Source organism: Pseudomonas multiresinivorans, assembly GCF_012971725.1.
Classification (GTDB): Bacteria; Pseudomonadota; Gammaproteobacteria; order Pseudomonadales; family Pseudomonadaceae; genus Pseudomonas; species Pseudomonas multiresinivorans.
The window spans coordinates 4,441,969-4,464,951 of record NZ_CP048833.1 but is presented as its reverse complement, the minus strand read 5'-3'; the positions used below and the strand labels follow the sequence as shown (position 1 = coordinate 4,464,951).

Genomic DNA, 22,983 nt, shown 5'->3' with positions numbered 1-22,983 from the left:
ACCCCGGCCGGCGGCCTGAGCCGGTCGGGGGGAACCTGCTCAGCGATTCCCGATCGTGGCAGTGGCCAAACCGGGAAAGTCTGTGATCAGGCTATCCACGCCAAAATCGGCGAGCCGGCGCATCAGGGCCGGCTCGTTGACCGTCCAGACCGACACATGCAGCCCCTGCTTCTGCGCTTTCAGCAGGCGCTCCGGGGTGCACAGCATCCAGTTCAGCGCCAGCAGATCGCAGCCGTAGTGCGCGGCGACCTTCAGTGGGTCGAGCCAGGCGTATTCGGCCACCAGTCCGCGTGACAGGTCCGGCGCCAGTTCCTCCAGCGCGCGCAGCACCGTGCGCGAGCTCGATGTCACGGTAATCCGGTCGCGCAGACCGAAACGGCCCACCAACTGGTGGATCGCTTGTACCGTGCGGCTGGCACGATCCTTCGACGCGCTTTTGACTTCCAGCTGCCAGTGTTCGAACTCGCAACGCTCGAACAACTCCGCCAGGCGCGGGATAGGGCAGGGGCGCAACCAGCCGGGGCCACCTTCGCGAGCGTCCATGGTCACCAGGTCATCCGCCAGTTGCTCGGAGACCTTGCCGCGGCGACCGGTAGTGCGCTTGAGCGTCGGGTCGTGGATGACCATCAGCTCGCCGTCGCGGGACAGGTGCAGGTCCAGCTCGCAACGCTTCACGCCATGTTCCAGGCAGTGCAGGAAGCTGTTCAGGGTGTTTTCCGGTGCTTCGCCTTTGGCGCCGCGATGGCCATAGATCAGAGTCACTGGGGCTCCTTGGGAGTCGGTGAAAGGTCCTTGAGGTACTGGGAGCGGTGCTGGCGGACGGCATCGACCACCACCCCGCTCTCGAAATAGACGCTGAATTCGCGGTAGTCCCAGCGGGTGATCGGTGGCTTACCTACCGCCGGGTGTTCCTCGTCCGGCAGGCCGAAGCGCTCCAGCACGGCCTTCTGGCTCTCGCCGCGGGTCGGCAGCACGATATGCGGATCGCCCTGGTCGCCCACGGGTATCTCGATAGTATCGGCCAGCAGTGGCAGCGGGGTGACAAGGCTCAACAGGAGCAGCAGGTGGCGCAAGCAGATGCGTTTGTTCATTCTTCGCGGGCCTTGGCCTGCCGGCGCTCCAGTGCCTGGCGCTGGAGGATGTGACGGGCCAGCAACTGGCGCGGGGCGTCGCCGAGCATCTCGAATTCGGTGCCGATTTCGTAGTCGCCCTCGGCCTGCTGTTGGCAATGAGTGACCTTGGCGCGCAATAGCAGGCCCAGGCCGTGGGGCAGCAGGACGATCTTCAGCGCCAGGTCCTGGCCGACCGGGAGCGGCTGGGCGTCGCGGAAATTGATTCCGCCTTCGGACAGTGTCACCTTGCGCGCCGGGCCGATCTCGCTGAGCAGGCTCTGGGTGAGCGCCTGGGCGATCAGGTCGATGCGCTTGTTCATCACCTTGAGGTAGCTGGCCAGGGGGCGGTCGCGTTCGTGAATATGCCGCAGCAGGTGCTGTGACTCGAAGTCGGCCAGGTGCAGGTCGCTGAGCAGATTGAACAGCGCGGAATCATCCTGAAGCACTTCTTGCGACTGGATTTCGTCCTCGCGCAGCGGGCGAAATTCCAATGCGAGCGTATCTTCAATACGATAGTATTCGCGGCGGTTATCCGCGTCTGGAGTGGACATGGCGAACCCACGGCGGCAGTGATGGTCTGAGTGTAAAGCCGCCTGCCCGGCCTCGCCACACGGAAGTCGCACGCCAGAAGGATCTGACGCTCGACGCACTCTTCATCTTCTCAATCGGCCCCTCATGTTCAGACCACTTTCCGTCTACATCGGAACGCGCTACACACGCGCCAAACGCCGCAGCCACTTCGTTTCCTTCATTTCGCTCACCTCGATGATCGGACTCGCGCTGGGCGTGGTGGTGATGATCGTGGTTCTGTCCGTGATGAACGGTTTCGACCATGAGATGCGTACCCGCGTGCTGGGCATGGTGCCCCACGCCACGGTCGAGTCCTACCAGCCGATTTCCGACTGGCAAGGCATCGCCGGGCAGATCAAGACGCAGCACCCCAACGTGCTGGAAGTCGCGCCCTTCATCCAGATGCAGGGCCTGCTCAGCGCCGGCGGCACAGTACAGAAGGTGCTGATCAACGCCGTCGACCCGAACGAGGAGAGCAAGGTCTCGATCATCGACCAGTTCTTCCAGGAAGGTTCGCTGCAGAGCCTCAAGCCCGGCGAGTTCGGCATCCTGATCGGCGACAAGGCGGCGAAGAACCTCGGGGTGAAGCTGGGCGACAAAGTCACCTTCATCGCTCCGGAAGTCTCGGTCACGCCGGCGGGCATGTTCCCGCGCATGAAGCGCTTCACCGTGGTCGGCACCTTCCACGTCGGCGCCGGCGAGCTGGACGGCTACGTCGCCATGGTCCACATCGACGACGCCGCGCGCATGCGCCGCCTCAAGGAAGGCCAGGTCGAAGGCCTGCGCCTGAAGCTCGACGACCTGTTCCAGGCACCGCGCACCGCCTGGGAAATCGCCCGCACCCTGAAGGGCAACGACTACTTCGCCCGCGACTGGACCCGCAGCCACGGCAACCTGTACCAGGCGATCCGCATGGAGAAATCCATGATCGGCCTGCTGTTGCTGCTGATCGTCGCGGTCGCCGCGTTCAACATCATTTCCACCCTGGTCATGGTTGTCACCGACAAGAAGGCCGACATCGCCATCCTGCGCACCCTGGGCGCCACGCCGGGGCAGATCATGGCGACCTTCATGGTCCAGGGCACGGTGATCGGCGTCATCGGCACCTTCATCGGCGGCGTGCTGGGCATCCTCGCGGCGCTCAACGTCAGCTCGGCCATCGCCCTGCTGGAGCGCCTGCTGGGCCACAAATTCCTCAACGCGGACGTCTATTTCATCGATTACCTGCCCTCGCAGCTGATGAGCGAGGACGTGATCCTGGTGTGCAGCGCCGCGCTGATCCTGAGTTTCTTCGCCACCCTGTATCCGGCCTGGCGTGCGGCGCGCACCCAGCCCGCGGAGGCATTGCGTTATGAGTAACAACGATCAGGCCGTCCTGAGCTGCCGCGACCTCGGCAAGCGTTACGAGGAAGGCCCGCAGTCGGTCGAAGTGCTGTCCAACGTGCAACTGGAACTGCTGCCCGGCGAGCGTGTGGCCATCGTCGGTAGCTCCGGCTCGGGCAAGAGCACCCTGCTGAATATGCTCGGCGGCCTCGATACGCCCAGCACCGGCAGCGTCTGGCTGGCTGGCGAGCAGCTGTCGGCGCTGAACGAGAAGCAGCGCGGCCTGCTGCGCAATCGCGCGCTGGGCTTCGTCTACCAGTTCCACCACCTGCTGCCGGAGTTCACCGCGCTGGAGAACGTCTGCATGCCGCTGCTGATCGGCAAGACGCCGATCCCCGAGGCACGTCAGCGCGCCACGGCATTGCTGGAGCGCGTGGGCCTGGGGCATCGCCTGAGCCACAAGCCGTCGGAGCTTTCCGGTGGTGAACGCCAGCGCGTGGCCATCGCCCGCGCCCTGGTCAACACGCCGAAACTGGTGCTGCTCGACGAGCCCACCGGCAACCTCGACCAGCACACCGCCCACGGTATCCAGGAGCTGATGCTGGAGCTGTCGCAGTCCCTGCGCACCGCCTTCCTGGTGGTGACCCACGACACTCACCTCGCCCAGCAGATGGACCGTGTGCTGCGCCTGGAGGAGGGTCGGCTGGTCGCCGCCTGAGGGATACCGGAATGTTCAGACCCCTGTCCGTCTTCATCGGCACCCGCTACACCCGGGCCAAGCGGCGCAACCACTACATCTCGTTCATTTCCTTGACCTCGATGATCGGCCTCGCCCTGGGCGTGTTGGCGATGATCGTGGTGCTCTCTGTGATGAACGGCTTCCAGAAGGAAATGCGCTCGCGGATCCTCGGCATGGTCCCCCACGCCGTGCTGCAGAAGACCAGCGGCCCGCTGGACGACTGGCAGCGTGTGGCCGAGGTGGCGAAGCAGAACCCGAAGATCGTCGGCGCGGTGCCCTACACCGAGGTCGACGGCATGCTCTCCTATAAGGGGATGATGCAGCCCATCGAGGTGGACGGCGTCGACCCGGCGCTGGAAACCCAGGTGTCGATCATCGGCCAGCACATGGTCCGGGGCAGCCTGGACGACCTCAAGGCCACCGAGTTCGGCGTTGTCATCGGCGAGATCACCGCGCGGCGCTTCCACGTCAATGTCGGCGACAGCCTGCTGCTGATCGTGCCGGAGCCGAGCACGGCGCCCGGCGGCATCACCCCGCGCATGCAACGCCTGAACGTGGTCGGCATCTTCAAGGTCGGCGCCGAGCTGGACAGCACTCTGGCGCTGATCCACGTGGATGACGCGGCGAGCCTGATGCGCTGGCAACCGGGCCAGGTACAGAGCGTGCGCATCGCCCTGAAGGACCTGTTCCAGGCGCCGGAAGTCGGCGCGGCCATCGCCAAGCAATTGGGCGAGGGCTACCGCTCGGTGGACTGGACCCACACCCAGGGCAGCCTGTTCAGCGCGATGAAGATGGAAAAGACCATGATCGGCCTGCTGCTGTTGCTGATCGTCGCGGTCGCTGCCTTCAACATCATCGCTACGCTGATCATGGTCGTGGCCGACAAGCGCGCGGATATCGCCATCCTGCGCACCCTGGGCGCCACGCCGAAGCAGATCATGGCTATCTTCATGGTGCAGGGCACGGTGATCGGCCTGATCGGCACTGTCATTGGCTGCGTGCTGGGCGTGCTGGCGGCGTACAACGTCACCGCCATCGTCTCGACCCTGGAGCGTATCGCCGGCACCCATGTGTTCAATTCGGACATCTACTTCATCAACTACCTGCCGTCCGACCCGCAGATCAGCGACATCGTGCTGATCTGCGTCGCGGCGCTGTCGATGAGCTTCCTCGCCACGCTTTACCCGGCCTGGCGCGCGGCCTCGACCCAGCCGGCGGAATCACTGCGCTACGAGTGATTCACCGGCCCACGAAAAAGCCGCCTCTCGAGGCGGCTTCTTCGTTTCAGGGATCACCCAGTAGGAGCGAGCTTGCTCGCGAACAAACCTGTCGGCGGCTGCGGAGCTTGGGCGGTTCGCGAGCAAGCTCGCTCCTGCAAGAAAATGCCTAAAGCCCGCGCTGCACATTGCGCAACGCCCGACGCCGCCGCCAACTGCGGCCGATCCACCAGCGCCAGTAACCCTCGGTGAGCAGGTAACCGAGGAGGCCGACCAGGATGCCGCAGATCACCGAGCCCAGCAGGAAGGGCTGCCAGAGCAGCGACAACTCGCCGCTGATCCATTCCCAGGTCAGATGCTCGGGCAGGGCGCGTGCCGGGATGCCCATGACCCAGGCGCCCATCTTGTAGGTGCAGTAGAACACCGGCGGCATGGTGATCGGGTTCGTCAGCCAGACGAGCCCGACCGAGATCGGCAGGTTGGCCCGCACCCAGACGGCCAGCGAGGCGGCCAGCAGCATCTGCAGCGGTATCGGGATGAACGCGGCGAACAGCCCCATGCCCATGGCGCGGGACACGGAGCGGCGATTCAGGTGCCAGAGGTTGGGCGACTGGATCAGCGGTCCGAGAAAGCGCAGGCCCTTGTGGTTCCTGATGCTCTCCGGATCCGGCATGTAGCGCTTGAAGATTCGGCGCGGCATGAGGGAAATCTCTGGCAGACGGACGACGCCACATTATGCCTAGCTAGGTGACAGTCATTCGTTGCCAACTATGTCCGTGTGTAACCGCCGCCGGCCTGTCGGATCGGTGGTCGTGCGTGGCCTCGGTGGCGCTGGGGGATAAAGTCGTTGCCTCTTGCAGGGATGTTCGCTCTGGCCCTGGGGCTGCTGGCGCTGCGCTGGCTGCCGGCGCTTCCATCCGGTTGGGTGCTGCTGCTTCTCGCGCTGTCCGCGTTACCTCTGTTGTTCACCCGCGGTTATTTCATCGGGCTGTTCCTGCTCGGCTTCGCCTGGGCCTGCCAATCGGCGCAGTGGGCGCTGGATGACCGGCTGACGCCAGAGCTGGACGGTCGCACGCTGTGGCTGGAGGGCAGGGTAGAGGGCTTGCCGGATCGTTCGGGGCCTTCACTGCGCTTCGTGCTCTCCGAGGCTTCGAGCCCTCGCGCGCAGGTTCCGGCAACACTGCGCCTGTCCTGGTTCGGCGGCCCGCCGGTGGAGGGCGGCGAACGCTGGCGGCTGGCGGTGAAGCTCAAGCGTCCCCATGGCATGGCCAATGGGGCGGGCTTCGACTACGAGGCCTGGCTCACTGCCCAGCGTATCGGCGCCACCGGCAGCGTAAAGGATGGCCAGCGCCTGGAAGTCTCCAGTGGCCCGCGCGCCTGGCGTGAGGCCTGGCGACAACGTTTGCTGGCGGTGGACGCCCAGGGTCGCTCCGGTGCGCTTGCTGCGCTGGTGCTGGGCGACGCTTCCGGGTTGACCACGGCGGACTGGCAGGTCCTGCAGGACACCGGAACCCTGCACCTGATGGTGATTTCCGGTTCGCACATTTCCCTGCTGGCGGGCCTGCTCTACGCCGTCGTGGCGGGGCTGGCGCGCCTGGGCTGCTGGCCATCCCGTCTGCCCTGGTTGTCCTGCGCCTGCCTGTTGGCTGCCGGCGGCGCCTGGGCGTATAGCCTGATGGCGGGCTTCGAAGTGCCGTTGCAGCGCGCGTGCGTGATGGTCTCCATCGTCCTGCTGTGGCGCCTGCGTTATCGCCATCGCGGCCTGTGGACGCCATTGCTCGGCGCCTTGCTGGCAGTACTGCTGGCCGAGCCGCTGGTGGTGTTGCTGCCGGGGTTCTGGTTGTCCTATGCGGCGGTGGCCTTGCTGATCTTCGGCTTCTCCGGCCGCCTGGGGCGCTGGACGGCCTGGCGCACCTGGCTGCGCGCGCAGTGGCTGATGGCGATCGGGCTGTTGCCGGCGTCCATCGCGCTGGGCCTGCCGCTGAGCATTTCCGGAGTCGCCGCGAACCTGATTGCCGTGCCCTGGGTGGAGCTGGTCGTGGTTCCACTCGCCCTGTTGGGCAGTCTGGTGCTGGGAGTTCCCGTCCTGGGGGAGGCGCTGCTGTGGGTGTCCGGCGGCCTGCTGGAGTGGCTGTTCCGCCTGTTGGGCTGGATGGCCGAACTGGCACCCGCCTGGCAGCCGGTGGCGGCGCCGGCCTGGACGCTGGTGATGGCGATGCTTGGCGCGCTTCTGCTACTGGCGCCGGCCGGCTTGCCATTGCGCGCGTTGGGGCTCGCGATGTTCCTGCCGGTGTTCTGGCCGACCATTCCGCTACCCGCGCCGGGCATGGCTGAAGTCCGTGTGCTGGACGTTGGGCAGGGGCTCTCGGTGTTGATCCGTACGCGCAGCCAGGCCTGGCTCTACGACACCGGGGCGCGCAACGGTGATTTCGATATCGGCGAGCGAGTGGTGGTGCCGACCTTGCGCAGTCTCGGCGTTGGCAGGCTCGATCTGCTGATGCTCAGCCATGCGGACAATGACCATGCCGGCGGCGCGGTCGCGGTGAAGCGTTCGCTCCGGCCTGCGCAGGTCATCAGTGGCGAGCCGGAAAGGCTGGCGCCAGAGCTGCAGGCGCAACCCTGCCGAATCGAGGAATGGACGGTCGATGACGTTCACCTCTCCAGTTGGGCGTGGGCAGGCGCCAGGGAAAGCAACGACCGCTCCTGCGCGCTGGAAATCGAAGCCAATGGTGAGCGCATCCTGCTCACTGGCGACCTGCCGCAATCCGCCGAACTGGCTTGGCTGGCGGCGCATCCGGATGAACACGTCGATTGGTTGCTGGCCGGGCACCACGGCAGCCGCAGCTCCTCCGGGCCGGCCTTCCTGCGAGCGATCCGACCGTCCACGGCGATCATGTCCCGCGGCGCCAACAACCCCTACGGGCACCCGCATCCGTCGGTCGTCGAGCGCTTTCGCGCGCTGGGTATCCGGATTCAGGATACGGCGGAGCGGGGCGCGCTGGTCCTGACCCTCGGTGCCCATGGCGAGCTTGGGGGAGTGCGGGAAGGCGCACATTTCTGGCAGGAAAATTGACCCTCGGGCGGTCGGCTCGCCACGGCCCCTGTGCTAGAGTGGCGCCACTTTTTTTCAGGGGATTCACCACTGTGTGGGAACTGGTCAAAGCTGGCGGCTGGATGATGCTGCCGATCTTGCTGAGCTCCGTCGCTGCCATGGCGATCGTCGCCGAACGTCTCTGGACCCTGCGCTTGAGCCGCGTGGCCCCGCCGCAGTTGCTCGGCCAGGTGTGGAAGCAGATCAAGGACAAGAAGATGAACAGCCAGGCCCTGAAGGACCTGCGCGCGTCTTCCCCGCTGGGTGAAATCCTCGCCGCCGGCCTGGCCAATTCCAAGCACGGCCGCGAAATCATGAAGGAGTGCATCGAGGAGGCCGCGTCCCGGGTGATCCACGAACTGGAACGCTACCTCAACGCCCTGGGCACCATCGCCGCCATGGCGCCGCTGCTCGGCCTGCTGGGTACCGTGTTCGGCATGATCCAGATCTTCAGCGCCTTCATGGGCGACGGCATGGCCAACGCGCCTATGCTTGCCGGCGGTATCTCCAAGGCCCTGATCACCACTGCGGCCGGCCTGATCGTGGCGATCCCGGCAGTGTTCTTCCACCGTTACCTGCTGCGCCGCGTCGATGAGTTGGTCATCGCCATGGAGCAGGAAGCCATCAAGCTGGTGGAAGTGACCCAGGGCGACCGCGAAGTCGACTTCGTCGAGGAAGGCAAAGCGTGAAATTCCGCCGCAGAGCGGGCGGAGCGGCCCGCGAGGACGTCTTCATCAACCTGGCGTCGCTGATCGACGTGATCTTCGTGCTGCTGCTGTTCTTCGTGGTCGCCACCTCGTTCACCAAGCCGTCGCAGCTCAAGGTCGAACTGCCTGAGGCGGTCAGCGGCACGCCGCCCGAAGCCACCGAGATCAAGCAGCTGGAAATCTCCATCAGCCTCGAAGGTCACTACGCGCTCAACGGCCAGAGCCTGGCGCGCGACGACCTGGAAAACCTGATGAACGCCATGCAGCGTGAATCCGCCGGCGACAACAGCCTGCCGGTGGTGATCACCGCCGACGGCAAGGTGGATTACCAGTCCGTGGTCACCGCGATGGATGCCGCCGGCAAGCTGGGCTTCACCCACCTGCGCATCACCACCATCGAGTCCCGGGCGGACAAGAAGACCCCCTGATGGCGTTCTCCGATCGCCTGCTCGACGCCTGGTACAAGGGCCACCCGGCCCTTGCCCTGCTCAGGCCGCTCGAACTGCTCTACCGGCGCGTCGCCCGCGGCCGCCGGCAGGACTTCCTCTCCGGCGCCAAGCCGGCCTACCGCGCGCCGGTGCCGATCATCGTGGTCGGCAACATCACCGTCGGCGGCACCGGCAAGACGCCGATGATCCTCTGGCTGATCGAGCACTGCCGCGCCCGCGGGCTGAAGGTCGGCGTGGTCAGCCGCGGCTACGGCGCCAAACCGCCGCAGACACCCTGGCGCGTGCGCGCCGAGCAGTCGGCAGCGGAGGCGGGCGACGAGCCGCTGATGATAGTGCGCCGTTGCGGCGTGCCTCTGATGATCGACCCTGACCGCTCCAGTGCCGTGCGCGCGCTGCTGGCCGAAGAACCGCTGGACCTGATCCTCTGCGACGACGGCCTGCAGCATTACCGCCTGGCCCGTGACCTGGAATTGGTGCTGATCGACGCTGCGCGCGGCCTGGGTAACGGTCGTTGCCTGCCCGCCGGACCGCTGCGCGAGCCGGCCGAGCGCCTGGGTGAGGCTGACGCCGTGCTGTACAACGGCGCGCCCAGCGACCCGCCGGGCGCCTTCTCCTTCGCCCTGCGACCATCTGCCCTGATCAACCTGGCCAGCGGCGAACGCCGTGGCGTCGAGCATTTCCCCGCCGGTCAGGCACTCCATGCCCTGGCCGGCATCGGCAACCCGCAGCGTTTCTTCACGACGCTCGAGGCGCTAAACTGGCGGCCGATTCCGCATCCCTTCCCCGACCATGCGGCCTTTACCGCCGAGCAGCTGCGCTTCACGCCGGAACTGCCGCTGGTCATGACCGAGAAGGATGCGGTGAAATGCCGGTCCTTCGCCGCGCCCGACTGGTGGTACCTCGCCGTCGAAGCGCAGCCCTCGCCGGCCTTCGTCGCCTGGTTCGACGCCCAGCTCGAGCGCCTGGTCGCCCGCTGATTCGCCGTCGTAACCTGCGCCGCCAGCTTTCAATCCTTTCAAGCTCAAGGAACGCACCATGGACCCGAAACTCCTCGATATCCTCGCCTGTCCGCTGTGCAAGGGCCCGCTCAAGCTCACCGACGACAAGTCCGAGCTGATTTGCAAGGCCGACGGCCTGGCCTACCCGGTGCGCGACGGCATCCCGGTGATGCTCGAAGGCGAGGCGCGTACCCTGAACGTCGACGAGCGTCTGGACAAGTAATCCCATGAGCCAGGCCTATACCGTCGTCATCCCCGCGCGCTACGCCTCCACCCGCCTGCCCGGCAAGCCGCTGCAGGACATCGCCGGCAAGCCGATGATCCAGCACGTCTGGGCGCAGGCCGGCAAAAGCTCGGCCACCCAGGTGGTGGTCGCCACCGATGACCAGCGCATCTTCGATGCCTGCCAGGGCTTCGGCGCCCAGGTGGTGCTGACCCGCGCCGACCACAACTCCGGCACCGACCGCCTGGCGGAAGTGGCGGACGCGCTGGGCCTGGCCGACGACGCCATCGTAGTCAATGTGCAGGGCGACGAGCCGCTCGTGCCGCCGTCGATCATCGATCAAGTGGCGGCCAATCTTGCGGCGCATCCGGAGGCGGGCATCGCCACCCTGTGCGAGGAAATCCATGATCCGGCCGCGCTGTTCAACCCGAACATCGTCAAGGTGGTCAGCGACAAGAACGGCCTCGCACTGACCTTCAGCCGCGCCACGCTGCCCTGGGCGCGCGATGCCTTCGCCGTGGATCGCGAGTCGCTGCCGGCCAATGTGCCGTACCGCCGCCACATCGGCATCTACGCCTACCGCGCGCGCTTCCTGCGTGATTTCGTGGCCTGGGGTCCGTGCTGGCTCGAAGACACCGAATGCCTGGAACAGCTGCGGGCGCTCTGGCATGGCGTACGCATTCATGTGGCGGACGCCCTGGAAGCGCCGCAGGCCGGCGTCGATACCCCGGAAGACCTGGAGCGCGTGCGGCGCATCCTGGGGGCCTGATGAAGGTCCTGTTCGTCTGCCTGGGCAATATCTGCCGCTCTCCCACTGCCGAAGGCGTGTTCCGCCACAAGGTCCGCGAAGCGGGCCTTGTGGATCGGGTGGAGATCGATTCGGCCGGCACCGGCGACTGGCATGTCGGCAAGGCGCCGGATGCGCGCACCCGTGTCGCGGCGCTGCGCCGTGGCTATGACCTGTCGGGCCTGCGGGCGCGGCAGGTCAGTGCGGCGGATTTCTCCCGCTACGACCTGGTCCTGGCCATGGACAACGCAAACCTGCGTGACCTGAAGCGACTGCGCGGCAGCAGCGGCAAGGCCGAATTGGACCTGTTCCTGGCCCGCTACGAGCTGGAAATCGACGAAGTCCCCGATCCGTACTACGGCGGTGAGGATGGTTTCGAGCAGGTGCTGGACCTGGTGGAAAGGGCCTGCGACGGCCTGCTGACGGAAGTGAAGGGACGCCTGTGACGCTGCAACTGCAAGAACGCATTTCCCTCAAGCCCTACAACACCTTCGGTGTCGAGGTCGCGGCACGCTGGTTTGCCCAGGCCCACGACGACACCGAAGTGCGCGAAGGTATTGCCGCTGCTGCGCAGAAGGGGCTGCCGCTGTTGGTGATAGGTGGCGGCAGCAACCTGCTGCTGACCCGCGACGTCGAGGCACTGGCGCTACGCATGGCTTCCCGCGGCGTTCGCGTCCTCAGTGATGATGACGAGCGTGTGGTGGTCGAGGCGGAAGCCGGCGAGGTGTGGGACGACTTCGTGCGCTGGAGCTTGTCCCAGGGCTTCGCTGGGCTGGAAAACCTCAGCCTGATTCCGGGTACCGTGGGCGCCGCGCCCATGCAGAACATCGGCGCCTATGGTGTGGAGATCAAGGATGTGTTCGCCGGCCTGACCGCGCTGGACCGCCAGACGGGCGAGCTGCGCGAGTTCGACCTGGAGGACTGTGCCTTCGCCTACCGCGAAAGTCGCTTCAAGCGCGAGCCCGGTCGCTGGCTGATCCTGCGCGTGCGCTTCGCCTTGAGCCGTGTGGCAAAACTGCACCTGGATTACGGTCCTGTGCGCCAGCGCTTGGCGGAAGAGGGCGTGACCGCGCCGACGGCGGTCGATGTCTCGCGGGTGATATGCGCGATTCGTCGCGAAAAGCTCCCGGACCCGGCCGTGCTGGGCAATGCCGGCAGCTTCTTCAAGAACCCCGTGGTCTCGGCTGACCGGGCGGACGAGCTGCACCAGCGCTTCAGTGACCTGGTGGCCTACCCGCAGGGAGACGGCCAGGTGAAGCTGGCGGCTGGCTGGTTGATCGACAAGGCCGGCTGGAAGGGCTTCCGCGACGGTGCTGCCGGCGTGCACGCCCAGCAGGCACTGGTGCTGGTCAACTACGGCGGCGCTACCGGTTCGCAGCTGCATGACCTGGCGCTGCGTATCCGGGATGACATCCAGCAGCGTTTCGGCGTGGCCCTGGAGATGGAGCCGAATCTCTACTGAGATTGCTTCAGATGGAAAAGGGATGCTTCGGCATCCCTTTTTTGTGCCTGTTCCCCAGCGCAAATGAGGGTGGCGCTTTGCAGGAGCGAGCTTGCTCGCAATTTGCCCCGAGCTGCGGATTCGGTCTGAGCGTAGGAGCGGACTCCGTCCGCGATCGATTTCCGGCGAACACCGCATCAAGGGGGTCGCGAGCAAGCTCGCTCCTACGAAGAGCAGTTTCGTTCGAGGATGAGTGTGAGGCACCACTGTAGGAGCGAGCTTGCTCGCGAACCTGCCTCCGGCACAAAAAAAGGGGATGCCTAGGCATCCCCTTTTTCATGCTCGGAAGCTATCAGCTGTGGTGTTTCTCAACCACGGTGCCTTCTTCCTCGGTCTTCTCGGCCTTGTCGCCTTCAACCTGTTCGGCAGCCGGCTCGGCCTGCTCCACGGATTGCGCTTCGGCTTCATTCACCGCCTCGGCCACAACGGTCTCGGCAGTGACGTCGGCAGCCGGTTCGGCCACGACTTCAGCTTCGACGACGGCAGCTTCCTCGATCACCGCTTCGACAGCCGGAACCTGCTCGACCTGCGGGGCAGCAGCTGCAGCAGCGGCGGCTTCGCGGGCCAGGCGCTCCTGACGACGGCGCTCGCGCGGGTCGTTGGAAGCACGGCCGGTAGCGTTGGCCGGAACGGCCTCTTCGACAGGCGCCGGAGCAGCAGCCGGGGCTTCTTCGGCAGCGGCCGGAGCTTCTGCCTTGGGCTCTTCGACCGGTTGGGCGACAGCTTCGATCACAGCTTCAGCTGCCGGGGTCGGCGCTTCTTCTGCAATGGTCGGCTCGGTAGCAAGCACTTCAATGGTTTCGTGGGTGGTTTCGACCGACTCGGCTGCCTGATCGGCCGGCTTGGCCAGGAACTCGATGGTCTGCTCCAGAGCGCTCTCGGTGCGAACGGCCTCGACGACGCCGGACTCGACCGCAACGGTCTCGACCTGGGCTTCGGCAGCCGGTTGCTCCTGCTCGCCAGCAGCTTCGGCTACGGCGACGGCGGTAGCGGCGGCAGCGACCATGGCGGCGGGCGACGGCGTGTCAGAAGCAGCCTGCTCGGCAGTGCCTTCGACGCCACTCACTTCACCTTCAGCACCATCCACTCCGGCTTCACGCTGGCGCTCGCGGCGGTTGCTGCGGCGGCGCTGGCCACGGGAACGGCGACGCGGACGCTCGTCGTCCGAGCCTTCGTCGTCCTGTTGATCCAGCAGCTCCTCGTTCGGCAGCTCTTCAGCTTCCAGGGCGGCGGCATCGCGAGCCTGACGGTCTTCGCGCGGCTGACGCTCTTCACGGGGCTGACGCTCGGCGCGCTCGCCACGCTCGCCGCGGGGCTGACGCTCTTCGCGCGGCTGGCGCTCTTCACGCGGTTGACGCTCGGTGCGCTCACCACGCTCCTCGCGGGGTTGACGCTCCTCGCGCGGCTGGCGTTCGGCGCGGTCTTCGCGCGGCTGACGCTCTTCGCGCGGTTGACGTTCGGCGCGCTCTTCACGCGGCTGGCGTTCCTCGCGCGGTTGACGCTCGGCACGCTCCTCGCGCGGCTGACGCTCCTCGCGGGGTTGGCGATCTGCACGTTCTTCGCGCGGCTGACGCTCCTCGCGGGCCGGGCGTTCGGCGCGCTCGCCACGCTCTTCGCGACGACCACGCTCTTTGCGCTCGTCATCACGGCGACCGCCGTCACGACCGTCACGGCGACGGTTCTGCTGGCGGCCGTTGCGGCGTTCGCCCTGGCCTTCGCTACGCTCGGTGGCGGGCTTCTCGGCGACAACCGGGGTCGGCTCCGGCTTGCTGCCGGCGAACAGTCCCACCAGCGACTTCACCAGGCCCTGGAACAGGCTCGGCTCAGGCATGGGTTTGGTCGCTTCGGCAACTGGTGCTTCGGCAGCGGTCTGCTGCGGGGCAGGGGTCTGCGGGGAAACGGTCTTCACCGCGGCTTCCTGGCGAACCAGGGTGCGGGTGGCGCTGACCGGCTGGACTTCCTCGTGCTCTTCCGGGGCCATCTCGTAGCTGGCGTGGCCGGACAGCAGTTCGGGGTTGTCGTCGCGCAGGCGCTGGACTTCGAAGTGCGGAGTTTCCAGGTGGTCGTCCGGCAGGATGAAGATGCGCGCACGGGTACGCAGCTCGATCTTGGTGATGGCGTTGCGCTTCTCGTTGAGCAGGAAGGCGGCAACCTGGAACGGCACGCGCGCACGAACTTCGGCGGTGCGGTCCTTCAGGGCTTCTTCCTCGATCAGGCGCAGGATGGCCAGCGACAGGGACTCGACGTCGCGGATGATGCCCTGGCCGTTGCAACGCGGGCAGACGATGCCGCTGGTCTCGCCCAGGGACGGACGCAGGCGCTGGCGGGACATTTCCAGCAGGCCGAAGCGCGAGATGCGGCCGACCTGGACGCGGGCACGGTCGGCTTCCAGGGCTTCGCGGACGCGTTCTTCCACGGCGCGCTGGTTCTTCGCCGGGGTCATGTCGATGAAGTCGATGACGATCAGGCCGCCGATGTCACGCAGACGCAGCTGGCGGGCGATTTCCTCGGCCGCTTCCAGGTTGGTCTGCAGGGCGGTTTCCTCGATGTCGCCGCCTTTGGTGGCGCGCGCCGAGTTGATGTCGATGGACACCAGGGCTTCGGTCGGATCGATGACGATGGAGCCACCCGACGGCAGCTTCACTTCGCGCTGGAAGGCGGTTTCGATCTGGCTCTCGATCTGGAAGCGATTGAACAGCGGAACGCTGTCCTGGTACAGCTTCACCTTGCTCGCATACTGCGGCATGACCTGCTGGATGAAGTTCAGGGCTTCTTCCTGGGCTTCGATGCTGTCGATCAGCACTTCGCCGATGTCCTGGCGCAGGTAGTCGCGGATGGCGCGGATGATGACGTTGCTTTCCTGATAGATCAGGAACGGGCCGCTGCGCTCACCGGAGGCTTCCTTGATGGCGCCCCACAGTTGCAGCAGGTAGTCCAGGTCCCATTGCAGCTCTTCGGAGCTGCGGCCCAGGCCCGCGGTGCGGACGATCAGGCCCATGTCGCCGGGAACGGTCAGGCCGTTCAGGGCTTCGCGCAGTTCGTTGCGCTCTTCACCCTCGATGCGGCGGGAGATGCCGCCAGCGCGCGGGTTGTTGGGCATGAGCACCAGGTAGCGGCCGGCGAGGCTGATGAAGGTGGTCAGGGCAGCGCCCTTGTTGCCACGTTCTTCTTTCTCGACCTGGACGATGACTTCCTGGCCTTCGCTCAGGACGTCCTTGATGTTGATGCGGCCTTCGGGGTTCTTCTTGAAGTATTCGCGGGAGATTTCTTTGAGGGGGAGGAAGCCGTGGCGTTCGGCGCCGAAGTCGACGAATGCAGCCTCGAGGCTCGGCTCGATGCGGGTAATGCGGCCTTTGTAGATGTTGGCCTTCTTCTGTTCGCGCGCGCCGGACTCGATGTCCAGGTCGAACAGGCGTTGGCCGTCTACCAGCGCTACACGCAACTCTTCGGGTTGAGTCGCGTTGATCAGCATTCTTTTCATGTAGTACCAATGGTTTCCGGGGCCACCGGAAACGGCGATCGGCACACACGACTCTCACGGTCGGTGCTAAGGCACGTACTCAGGAATGGCGGACCATTCCAGTGTCCAGCGGCAGCAGGATAGATCTGCTGTGCCGCGACTACGTTTCCTGCTTGTTGTGTAAGAACAAGCACTCATCAGGAGGAGGAATTGACTGTCAGATGCGGACGATAAGTGCGTCTACGTTCAAGGCATGCGTTCAAGGCATGAACGCAACGCAATCCGACAGTTGAGCATCTCCGCCCTGCACATTTCCCTAAGAGCCGGGTGCCACTCGCTGAATCCGGGAGCGGGGTTGGCTTTTATCACGGCGACCTTGGTTGCCGTGGTCATGTCTCAAGGCCTGGGTTTCGAGGCGCTGTCGGCGCGAGAATCGCTCGGGCCGTTGCAACGCTTCCGGGGACTGCCTGGTGTCCTTTCAATGTGTTTGCAGGCGGTTGGGGATGGCGATTACGCGATCATCCGCAGGCCTGGCCACTTTTGGCGGCCTCCCGAATATAGCAGCAATGATTAAGTGCTTCAATTGAATGAAAAATTGTTATTATATTCGGATGACTAATCCCGCCCCTCCGACTTCCGGCGTCCAGCTGCTTGAAGTCGCGCCGGAGTATGCCGGCCAACGAATCGACAATTTCCTCCGCACCCAGCTCAAGGGCGTGCCCAAGACCCTGATCTACCGCATCCTTCGCAAGGGTGAGGTGCGGGTCAACAAGGGCCGCATCAAGCCTGAGTACAAGCTGCAGGCCGGTGATGTGATACGCGTCCCGCCGCTGCGCCTGGCCGAGCGCGACGAGCCGGTGCCGCTGGCGCAGGGGCTGCTGGAGCGTCTGGAGGCTGCCATTGTCTTCGAAGACAAGGCGCTGATCGTGGTGAACAAGCCCACCGGTATCGCCGTGCACGGCGGCAGTGGGCTGAATTACGGGGTCATCGAGGCGTTCCGTCAGCTGCGTCCGGAGTGCAAGGACCTGGAGCTGGTGCATCGCCTGGATCGCGATACGTCCGGCCTGCTGATGATCGCCAAGAAGCGCAGCATGCTGCGTCACCTGCACGACGCCCTGCGCGGCGAGCGCATTGTGGACAAGCGCTACCACGCCCTGGTGCGCGGCAACTGGCCGGTGGCGAAGAAGCAGATCGCCGTGCCGCTGCTGAAGAACAACCTGCGCTCCGGCGAGCGCGTGGTGGAAGTGAACCCGGAAGGCAAGGAGGCGCTGACCGAGTTCAAGGTGCTGCGCCGCTTCGGTGACTTTGCCACGTTGGTGGAGGCGCGCCCGATTACCGGTCGTACCCACCAGATCCGTGTGCATGCCAAGCATGCCGGCCATTCCATTGCCGGCGACCCCAAGTACGGCGATGAGGATTTCTCCCGCGAGATCCGCGAGCTGGGTGGCAAGCGCCTGTTCCTGCATTCCGCGTTCCTGCGAGTGCCGATGCCTGACGGCTCGGTGCTGGAGTTGGAGGCGCCGGTGGACGATATCTGGCTGCGTACCGTGGAGCGTCTGGATGCGTGAGTATTCCCTGCTGATCTTCGATTGGGATGGCACGCTGGTGGACTCCATCGGCCGTATCGTCGAGGCGATGCGGGTGGCGGCGGTAGGTTCCGGTCTTCCGGTGCGTAGCGAGGCGGCGATCAAGGGCATCATCGGTCTTGGGCTGCCGGAGGCTATTCAGACGCTGTATCCCGAGGTCGAAGAAGGCGAGCCGCTGGATCGTTTCCGCCGGGACTACGGTGATCACTATTTGAGTCTGGAAGTGCAGCCTTCGCCGTTGTTCCCCGGTGTGGCCGAGGCGATGGCTGAGTTTCGGAGCGCGGGCTACCAGTTGGCGGTCGCCACCGGCAAGAACCGCCGTGGGCTGGATCGTGTGCTGGCGGGGCAGGGGTGGACGGACTTCTTCGATATCACCCGCGCCGCCGACGAGTCGGCGAGCAAGCCGGATCCGCGCATGCTGCATGAAATTCTCGAGCATTGCCGGGTCGATGCCCGTGACGCGCTGATGGTGGGCGATTCGCCCTTCGATCTGGAAATGGCGCGCCGAGCCGGCATGGATTCGGTGGCGGTGGGCTATGGTGCTCAGTCGCTGGAGGTCCTTCGGGAGTATGCTCCGGCGCTGGAAGTGAATCATTTCAATGAATTGCGCGCCTGGCTCGCCGGGCGTTCGGTCAAACCAGTGTTCGAGGTAGGCAACTGATGTCGGATGAATGGAAGGCGGACGATAGCAAGGCTGCACAAACCACGGCGAGCGACGACAAGAGCTGGAAGCTGCTGGAGAAGGCCGTGCTGGCCGGTGTCCAGGAGCAGCGCCGGTCGCGCCGCTGGGGCATCTTTTTCAAGTTGCTGACTTTTGTTTACCTGTTTGGCGCGCTGGCATTGTTCAGTCCCTTCAGTGGCCTGTCCAAGTCCGCCTCGCGCAGCGCCAGCCATACCGCGCTGATCGAAGTGAAAGGCATGATCGCCGACAACGAGGCGGCCAGTGCCGACAACATCGTTGGCGCGCTGCGCTCGGCGTTCGAGGATGCCGGCACCAAGGGCATCGTCCTGCGCATCAATAGCCCGGGCGGCAGCCCGGTACAGTCCGGCTATATCTACGATGAAATCAAGCGCCTGCGTGGTGAGCATCCGGATATCAAGGTCTACGCCGTCATCAGTGATCTGGGGGCGTCCGGTGCTTACTACATTGCCAGTGCTGCCGATCAGATCTATGCGGACAAGGCCAGCCTGGTCGGTTCCATTGGCGTGACGGCAGCCACTTTCGGCTTTGTTGGCGCCATGGAGAAGCTGGGTGTGGATCGTCGAATCTATACCTCCGGTGAGCACAAGGCCTTCCTCGATCCGTTCCAGCCGCCGAAAGCGGATGAAACCGCCTTCTGGCAACAGGTGCTGGACGTCACGCACAAGCAGTTCATTGATAGCGTGAAGAAAGGTCGTGGCGACCGCCTGAAGGACAAGGAGCACCCGGAGCTGTTCTCCGGCCTCATCTGGTCCGGTGAGCAGGCGCTGCAGTTGGGGCTGATCGATGGCCTGGGCAGCTCAAGCTACGTGGCGCGCGAAGTCATCAAGGAGAAGGAAATCGTGGACTATACCGTCCAGGAAACCGCCTTCGATCGCTTCACCAAGAAGCTTGGTGCCAGTGTCGCCGAGCGGATGGCCATGTGGATGGGCTTCCAGGGGCCAGCGCTGCGCTGAGTGTTCTTCCTTATATAAGGAAGGAAAAGGCCTGGCGTTTGCCGGGCCTTTTCGTTTCAGACATTGCGGGTCAGGCTTTCTTTTTCAGGGCACGGGTACCTGTTCGGCGAGCAGCATGTCCACCAGGCGGATCAGCGGCAGGCCGATCAGGCTGGTGGCGTCCTCGCCTTCGGTGGTGCGGAACAGGCTGACGCCCAGGCCTTCGGCCTTGAAGCTGCCGGCGCAGTCGAAAGGTTGCTCGGCCTCGAGGTAGCGGCGGATGCGTGCTTCGTCGAGGTCGCGGAAGTGCACGGTGAATGGCACGCAGTCGACTTGCGCCTCGCCGCTCTGGCTGTTCAGCAGGCAGAGGCCGGTGAGGAAGCTCACGCTCTTGCCGCTGGCGTCTTTCAGTTGTTCGGTGGCGCGTTCGATGGTGTGGGGCTTGCCGAGTATCCTGCTGCCATTTACGGCGGCCTGGTCCGAGCCGATGATCAGGTGGTTGGGGTATCGCTGGGCGAGAGTGCGCGCCTTGCTTTCCGCCAGTCGGCGCACCAGTTGCTCGGCGCTTTCGCCTGGCAGCGGTGTTTCGTCGATGTCGGGGCTGGCGCATTCGAACGGCAGGCGCAGGCGCTGCAGCAGTTCGCGGCGATAGGGCGAGCTGGAAGCCAGGATAAGGGGTAGCATGGATAACTCCTTCGGTGCGTCGCCGCGATTCTAGCGAAAAGGTCTGTCCATACAGCGGTTTATGGCTAATTTCCTTTGACAGCTTCGGGTGCATCCCTATAATGGCGCGCTTATGTTGAATGGACCGATACCACCTCACGTTGATCCGCGCAAATTGGTAGAGCGCGCCGCCACCCTCGAGGGTGTGCTGCCGATTGCCAAGATGGCACGTCTCAGCGAGCAACTGACCAGCAGTGATGGCGATGTTCATGCGAAGTTTTCCTTCTTCCGTGATCAGCAGAAACTGGCGGTCATGCACGTCGAGCTCAATGGCGAGGTGAGCATGGTATGCCAGCGCTGTCTCGAACCGGCCAACTTCCATGTGGGTGGTGCGTATGATTACGTCATCATTCCGGAAGGCAAGTCGATCGATGATCTGCCCAGTGGCTACGATGCATTGGAGGTGGGGGATGACCCCATCGACCTGACCTCGCTGGCCGAGGACGAGTTGCTGCTCGCCTTGCCCATCGTGCCGGTCCATGACCCTGAGGATTGCCAGCAGCCGGTGGGATACGCTACAGCGCCCGAACCGAGCGAGAACGTCGAAGAACGGCCAAATCCGTTCAGCGTACTGGCGCAGTTGAAGCGTGACCCAAACGTTTAGGAGTTAATCAATCATGGCTGTTCAGCAGAACAAAAAATCCCGTTCCGCTCGTGACATGCGTCGTTCGCACGATGCCCTGGACGCGAACGCTCTGTCCGTGGAAAAGAGCACCGGTGAAGTCCACCTGCGCCACCACGTCTCCCCGGACGGTTTCTATCGCGGCCGCAAGGTCGTAGACAAAGGCTCTGACGAGTAATCTTTGTCCGCACCAATCATCGCGATTGATGCAATGGGTGGGGACTACGGTCCCCACTGCATTGTTCCGGCCTGCATTTCCTTTCTGGCCGAGTATGCTTCCCTCCAGCTGGTCCTTGTCGGCCAAGCTCATCTGATAGAAGAACATCTGCGCGGCCTGCCCTCGGCCGAGCGCCAGCGTCTTCACATCCATCACGCCAGCGAAATCGTCACGATGGACGAGCGTCCGTCACAGGCGTTGCGTGGCAAGCCCGACTCCTCCATGCGTGTTGCCCTTGAACTGGTTCGGGATGGCAAGGCCCATGCCTGCGTCAGTGCCGGCAATACCGGTGCGCTGATGGCGCTGTCCCGCTATCTGCTCAAGACCTTGCCCGGCATCGACCGCCCGGCGATGGTGACTGCAGTGCCGACGCAGACCGGTCACTGCCATCTGCTCGATTTGGGCGCCAACGTCGACTGCAGCGCCGAGCACCTCTACCAGTTCGCCGTCATGGGCGCCGTGGCGGCGGAAGCGTTGGGCAAGAGCAACCCCAGGGTCGCGCTGCTGAATGTCGGCACCGAAGACATCAAGGGCAACCAGCAGGTGAAGCTGGCGGCCAGCCTTCTGCAGCAGGCGCGCGGCGTGAACTACATCGGCTACATCGAAGGCGATGGCCTGTATCGCGGGTTGGCTGATGTGGTGGTCTGCGACGGCTTCGTCGGCAATATCCTGCTCAAGTCCAGCGAAGGCCTGGCGGCGATGGTCGCGGCCCGCCTGGAAGAGCTGTTCAACTCCAGTCTGCCGGCCAAGGCGGTCGGTTTGATGGCGATGCCTTTCCTGCGCCGCCTGCGGGGCGACCTGACGCCGTCCCAGCACAATGGTGCGAGTTTCCTGGGTTTGCAGGGTATCGTGGTGAAGAGTCACGGCAGTGCGAAAGAAGAGGGCATCCAGAGCGCCTTGCGTCGCGCGCTGCTGGAAGTTCGCGAGAATCTGCCCCAGCGGCTGCATGGCCGATTGGAACATCTGCTCTAATGTGTGACCGCGGTCGTCAGGCCGTCATCCAACTGTCAGTTCAATGCGCCAGGCTCTCGCCGGCGCTATCCATTTGACGACATAGACAAAAGGGACCTGTTGCAATGTCCGCATCCCTCGCCTTCGTATTCCCCGGTCAAGGTTCGCAGTCGCTCGGCATGCTTGCCGAACTGGGCGCCCAGCACGCCATCGTGCGCGAAACCTTCGCCGAAGCCTCCGCTGCGCTGGGTTATGACCTCTGGGCCCTGGTCCAGGAGGGCCCTGAAGAGCGCCTGAACCAGACCGACAAGACCCAGCCCGCGATCCTTACGGCCTCCATCGCCCTCTGGCGTCTGTGGCTGGCCGAAGGCGGCGTGCAGCCGGCTTATGTTGCCGGCCATAGCCTGGGCGAATATTCCGCTCTGGTCGCTGCTGGCAGCCTGGCCTTCGCCGACGCAGTGAAGCTGGTCGAGCGCCGTGGCCAATTGATGCAGGAAGCTGTTCCCGCCGGTACCGGCGGCATGGCTGCCATTCTCGGCCTGGAAGACGCTGATGTGCTCGCTGCCTGCGCCGAAGCTGCTCAGGGCGAAGTGGTCAGTGCCGTGAATTTCAACGCGCCGGGTCAGGTGGTGATCGCCGGTGCGGCCAAGGCCGTCGAGCGTGCCATCGAAGCTTGCAAGGCTCGTGGTGCCAAGCGCGCCGTGGCGCTGCCGGTCAGCGTGCCGTCGCACTGCGAGCTGATGCGTCCGGCCGCCGAGCGTTTCGCCGAGGCTGTCGAGGCCGTTCAGTGGCAGATGCCGCAGATTGCCCTGGTGCAGAACGTCACCGCCCAGGTTCCAGCTGACCTGGCTTCGCTCAAGCGCGACCTGCTGGCGCAGTTGTACAGCCCGGTACGCTGGGTCGAGAGCGTCCAGTTGCTGGCCGAGAAGGGCGTCACTGACCTTGTCGAGTGCGGTCCGGGCAAGGTGCTGGCTGGTTTGAACAAGCGTTGCGCCAAGGGCGTGACCACCCACAACCTGGATTCCGCGGACGCCTTTGGCGCGGCCCGCGCGGCTCTGGCTTGAACAGGAGA

At 64.8% G+C, this 22,983-nt stretch carries 24 protein-coding genes; 18 read left to right on the top strand and 6 right to left on the bottom strand.

The features are described 5' to 3' along the window. Nucleotides 1-39 precede the first annotated feature (39 nt). Genes G4G71_RS20250 through G4G71_RS20240 form a run of 3 tightly spaced genes read right to left on the bottom strand, consistent with a single transcriptional unit; the run spans nt 40 to nt 1,663 of the window. A complete protein-coding gene (locus G4G71_RS20250; protein WP_024766683.1) occupies nt 40-762 on the bottom strand; it encodes a glycerophosphodiester phosphodiesterase in 723 nt (240 codons plus the stop codon). After that, nucleotides 759-1,073, bottom strand: a complete 315-nt coding sequence (locus G4G71_RS20245) for a phosphodiesterase (RefSeq protein WP_169942737.1) — start codon at nt 1,071-1,073, stop codon at nt 759-761. The genes G4G71_RS20250 and G4G71_RS20245 overlap by 4 nt, the downstream gene beginning before the upstream one ends. Nucleotides 1,074-1,087: 14 nt before the next feature. Continuing rightward, nucleotides 1,088-1,663 (bottom strand): PilZ domain-containing protein, encoded by a 576-nt coding sequence (locus G4G71_RS20240; protein WP_169939727.1) that lies wholly within the window; start codon nt 1,661-1,663, stop codon nt 1,088-1,090. A gap of 124 nt (nt 1,664-1,787) precedes the next feature. On the opposite strand from G4G71_RS20240, the gene G4G71_RS20235 reads away from it, so the two are divergent. Genes G4G71_RS20235 through G4G71_RS20225 form a run of 3 tightly spaced genes read left to right on the top strand, consistent with a single transcriptional unit; the run spans nt 1,788 to nt 4,982 of the window. Continuing rightward, the gene (locus G4G71_RS20235) at nt 1,788-3,041 is read left to right on the top strand and encodes a lipoprotein-releasing ABC transporter permease subunit (protein ID WP_045211653.1); all 1,254 of its coding nucleotides are present in this window, start codon (nt 1,788-1,790) and stop codon (nt 3,039-3,041) included. Next, the gene (gene lolD / locus G4G71_RS20230) at nt 3,034-3,723 is read left to right on the top strand and encodes a lipoprotein-releasing ABC transporter ATP-binding protein LolD (RefSeq protein ID WP_024766679.1); all 690 of its coding nucleotides are present in this window, start codon (nt 3,034-3,036) and stop codon (nt 3,721-3,723) included. The genes G4G71_RS20235 and lolD overlap by 8 nt, the downstream gene beginning before the upstream one ends. An 11-nt stretch (nt 3,724-3,734) precedes the next feature. Beyond that, nucleotides 3,735-4,982: a lipoprotein-releasing ABC transporter permease subunit gene (locus G4G71_RS20225; RefSeq protein ID WP_169939726.1), complete on the top strand. Its 1,248-nt coding sequence runs from the start codon at nt 3,735-3,737 to the stop codon at nt 4,980-4,982. 148 nt (nt 4,983-5,130) lie between these two features. Here the strand turns inward: G4G71_RS20225 and G4G71_RS20220 are convergent, their stop codons facing one another. Then, complete coding sequence (locus G4G71_RS20220; RefSeq protein WP_169939725.1) at nt 5,131-5,661, bottom strand: DUF2062 domain-containing protein; 531 nt, start codon at nt 5,659-5,661, stop codon at nt 5,131-5,133. Nucleotides 5,662-5,823: 162 nt separating this feature from the next. On the opposite strand from G4G71_RS20220, the gene G4G71_RS20215 reads away from it, so the two are divergent. The 8 genes from G4G71_RS20215 (at nt 5,824) to murB (ending at nt 12,678) form a co-directional block, all read left to right on the top strand. Further along, nucleotides 5,824-8,034, top strand: coding sequence for a DNA internalization-related competence protein ComEC/Rec2 (locus G4G71_RS20215; RefSeq protein WP_169942735.1), 2,211 nt, complete (start codon nt 5,824-5,826; stop codon nt 8,032-8,034). 71 nt (nt 8,035-8,105) lie between these two features. Further along, the gene (locus G4G71_RS20210; protein ID WP_017519262.1) at nt 8,106-8,741 is read left to right on the top strand and encodes a MotA/TolQ/ExbB proton channel family protein; all 636 of its coding nucleotides are present in this window, start codon (nt 8,106-8,108) and stop codon (nt 8,739-8,741) included. Continuing rightward, on the top strand, nt 8,738-9,187 hold the full coding sequence (locus G4G71_RS20205) for an ExbD/TolR family protein (protein WP_045211644.1): 450 nt from the start codon (nt 8,738-8,740) through the stop codon (nt 9,185-9,187). Before G4G71_RS20210 ends, G4G71_RS20205 begins: the two co-directional genes overlap by 4 nt. Then, complete coding sequence (lpxK, locus tag G4G71_RS20200; protein WP_169939724.1) at nt 9,187-10,185, top strand: tetraacyldisaccharide 4'-kinase; 999 nt, start codon at nt 9,187-9,189, stop codon at nt 10,183-10,185. Before G4G71_RS20205 ends, lpxK begins: the two co-directional genes overlap by 1 nt. A gap of 58 nt (nt 10,186-10,243) precedes the next feature. Continuing rightward, nucleotides 10,244-10,429 (top strand): Trm112 family protein, encoded by a 186-nt coding sequence (locus G4G71_RS20195; protein ID WP_009621404.1) that lies wholly within the window; start codon nt 10,244-10,246, stop codon nt 10,427-10,429. Between the two features lie 4 nt (nt 10,430-10,433). After that, nucleotides 10,434-11,198 carry a 3-deoxy-manno-octulosonate cytidylyltransferase gene (kdsB, locus tag G4G71_RS20190; protein WP_065084902.1) on the top strand — a complete coding sequence of 255 codons (765 nt, stop codon included), beginning with the start codon at nt 10,434-10,436 and terminating at the stop codon, nt 11,196-11,198. Further along, complete coding sequence (locus tag G4G71_RS20185; RefSeq protein ID WP_169939723.1) at nt 11,198-11,662, top strand: low molecular weight protein-tyrosine-phosphatase; 465 nt, start codon at nt 11,198-11,200, stop codon at nt 11,660-11,662. Before kdsB ends, G4G71_RS20185 begins: the two co-directional genes overlap by 1 nt. Beyond that, nucleotides 11,659-12,678, top strand: a complete 1,020-nt coding sequence (murB, locus tag G4G71_RS20180) for a UDP-N-acetylmuramate dehydrogenase (protein ID WP_169939722.1) — start codon at nt 11,659-11,661, stop codon at nt 12,676-12,678. Before G4G71_RS20185 ends, murB begins: the two co-directional genes overlap by 4 nt. Before the next feature lie 331 nt (nt 12,679-13,009). Here the strand turns inward: murB and rne are convergent, their stop codons facing one another. Then, entirely contained in the window at nt 13,010-16,198 is a 3,189-nt protein-coding gene (rne, locus tag G4G71_RS20175; RefSeq protein ID WP_169939721.1) for a ribonuclease E, read from the bottom strand. A gap of 590 nt (nt 16,199-16,788) precedes the next feature. Between rne and rluC the strand changes: the two genes are divergently transcribed. From rluC to G4G71_RS20160, 3 genes are read left to right on the top strand one after another with little or no spacing between them, the layout of a single operon-like run. After that, complete coding sequence (gene rluC, locus G4G71_RS20170) at nt 16,789-17,745, top strand: 23S rRNA pseudouridine(955/2504/2580) synthase RluC (RefSeq protein ID WP_169939720.1); 957 nt, start codon at nt 16,789-16,791, stop codon at nt 17,743-17,745. Then, the gene (locus tag G4G71_RS20165) at nt 17,738-18,424 is read left to right on the top strand and encodes an HAD-IIIA family hydrolase (protein ID WP_169939719.1); all 687 of its coding nucleotides are present in this window, start codon (nt 17,738-17,740) and stop codon (nt 18,422-18,424) included. The genes rluC and G4G71_RS20165 overlap by 8 nt, the downstream gene beginning before the upstream one ends. Next, entirely contained in the window at nt 18,424-19,419 is a 996-nt protein-coding gene (locus G4G71_RS20160; protein ID WP_169939718.1) for a S49 family peptidase, read from the top strand. The genes G4G71_RS20165 and G4G71_RS20160 overlap by 1 nt, the downstream gene beginning before the upstream one ends. Before the next feature lie 84 nt (nt 19,420-19,503). Here G4G71_RS20160 and G4G71_RS20155 read toward each other — a convergent pair whose 3' ends face one another. Further along, the gene (locus tag G4G71_RS20155; RefSeq protein WP_169939717.1) at nt 19,504-20,082 is read right to left on the bottom strand and encodes a Maf family protein; all 579 of its coding nucleotides are present in this window, start codon (nt 20,080-20,082) and stop codon (nt 19,504-19,506) included. Between the two features lie 112 nt (nt 20,083-20,194). On the opposite strand from G4G71_RS20155, the gene G4G71_RS20150 reads away from it, so the two are divergent. The 4 genes from G4G71_RS20150 (at nt 20,195) to fabD (ending at nt 22,975) form a co-directional block, all read left to right on the top strand. Next, nucleotides 20,195-20,725 (top strand): YceD family protein, encoded by a 531-nt coding sequence (locus G4G71_RS20150; protein WP_169939716.1) that lies wholly within the window; start codon nt 20,195-20,197, stop codon nt 20,723-20,725. 13 nt (nt 20,726-20,738) lie between these two features. Further along, entirely contained in the window at nt 20,739-20,921 is a 183-nt protein-coding gene (gene rpmF / locus G4G71_RS20145; protein ID WP_009621425.1) for a 50S ribosomal protein L32, read from the top strand. A gap of 3 nt (nt 20,922-20,924) precedes the next feature. Beyond that, complete coding sequence (gene plsX / locus G4G71_RS20140; RefSeq protein ID WP_169939715.1) at nt 20,925-21,932, top strand: phosphate acyltransferase PlsX; 1,008 nt, start codon at nt 20,925-20,927, stop codon at nt 21,930-21,932. Nucleotides 21,933-22,036: 104 nt separating this feature from the next. Next, nucleotides 22,037-22,975 carry an ACP S-malonyltransferase gene (gene fabD, locus G4G71_RS20135; RefSeq protein WP_169939714.1) on the top strand — a complete coding sequence of 313 codons (939 nt, stop codon included), beginning with the start codon at nt 22,037-22,039 and terminating at the stop codon, nt 22,973-22,975. Nucleotides 22,976-22,983: the final 8 nt, after the last annotated feature.

Bases quoted from the DNA above. Each gene is read 5' to 3' on its own strand.
- G4G71_RS20240 (WP_169939727.1), bottom strand. From the start codon at position 1,663: ATGTCCACTCCAGACGCGGATAACCGCCGCGAATACTATCGTATTGAA.
- G4G71_RS20235 (WP_045211653.1), top strand. From the start codon at position 1,788: ATGTTCAGACCACTTTCCGTCTACATCGGAACGCGCTACACACGCGCC.
- lolD (WP_024766679.1), top strand. From the start codon at position 3,034: ATGAGTAACAACGATCAGGCCGTCCTGAGCTGCCGCGACCTCGGCAAG.
- G4G71_RS20225 (WP_169939726.1), top strand. From the start codon at position 3,735: ATGTTCAGACCCCTGTCCGTCTTCATCGGCACCCGCTACACCCGGGCC.
- G4G71_RS20220 (WP_169939725.1), bottom strand. From the start codon at position 5,661: ATGCCGCGCCGAATCTTCAAGCGCTACATGCCGGATCCGGAGAGCATC.
- G4G71_RS20215 (WP_169942735.1), top strand. From the start codon at position 5,824: ATGTTCGCTCTGGCCCTGGGGCTGCTGGCGCTGCGCTGGCTGCCGGCG.
- lpxK (WP_169939724.1), top strand. From the start codon at position 9,187: ATGGCGTTCTCCGATCGCCTGCTCGACGCCTGGTACAAGGGCCACCCG.
- G4G71_RS20195 (WP_009621404.1), top strand. From the start codon at position 10,244: ATGGACCCGAAACTCCTCGATATCCTCGCCTGTCCGCTGTGCAAGGGC.
- kdsB (WP_065084902.1), top strand. From the start codon at position 10,434: ATGAGCCAGGCCTATACCGTCGTCATCCCCGCGCGCTACGCCTCCACC.
- G4G71_RS20185 (WP_169939723.1), top strand. From the start codon at position 11,198: ATGAAGGTCCTGTTCGTCTGCCTGGGCAATATCTGCCGCTCTCCCACT.
- rne (WP_169939721.1), bottom strand. From the start codon at position 16,198: ATGAAAAGAATGCTGATCAACGCGACTCAACCCGAAGAGTTGCGTGTA.
- rluC (WP_169939720.1), top strand. From the start codon at position 16,789: ATGACTAATCCCGCCCCTCCGACTTCCGGCGTCCAGCTGCTTGAAGTC.
- G4G71_RS20165 (WP_169939719.1), top strand. From the start codon at position 17,738: ATGCGTGAGTATTCCCTGCTGATCTTCGATTGGGATGGCACGCTGGTG.
- G4G71_RS20160 (WP_169939718.1), top strand. From the start codon at position 18,424: ATGTCGGATGAATGGAAGGCGGACGATAGCAAGGCTGCACAAACCACG.
- G4G71_RS20155 (WP_169939717.1), bottom strand. From the start codon at position 20,082: ATGCTACCCCTTATCCTGGCTTCCAGCTCGCCCTATCGCCGCGAACTG.
- G4G71_RS20150 (WP_169939716.1), top strand. From the start codon at position 20,195: ATGTTGAATGGACCGATACCACCTCACGTTGATCCGCGCAAATTGGTA.
- rpmF (WP_009621425.1), top strand. From the start codon at position 20,739: ATGGCTGTTCAGCAGAACAAAAAATCCCGTTCCGCTCGTGACATGCGT.
- fabD (WP_169939714.1), top strand. From the start codon at position 22,037: ATGTCCGCATCCCTCGCCTTCGTATTCCCCGGTCAAGGTTCGCAGTCG.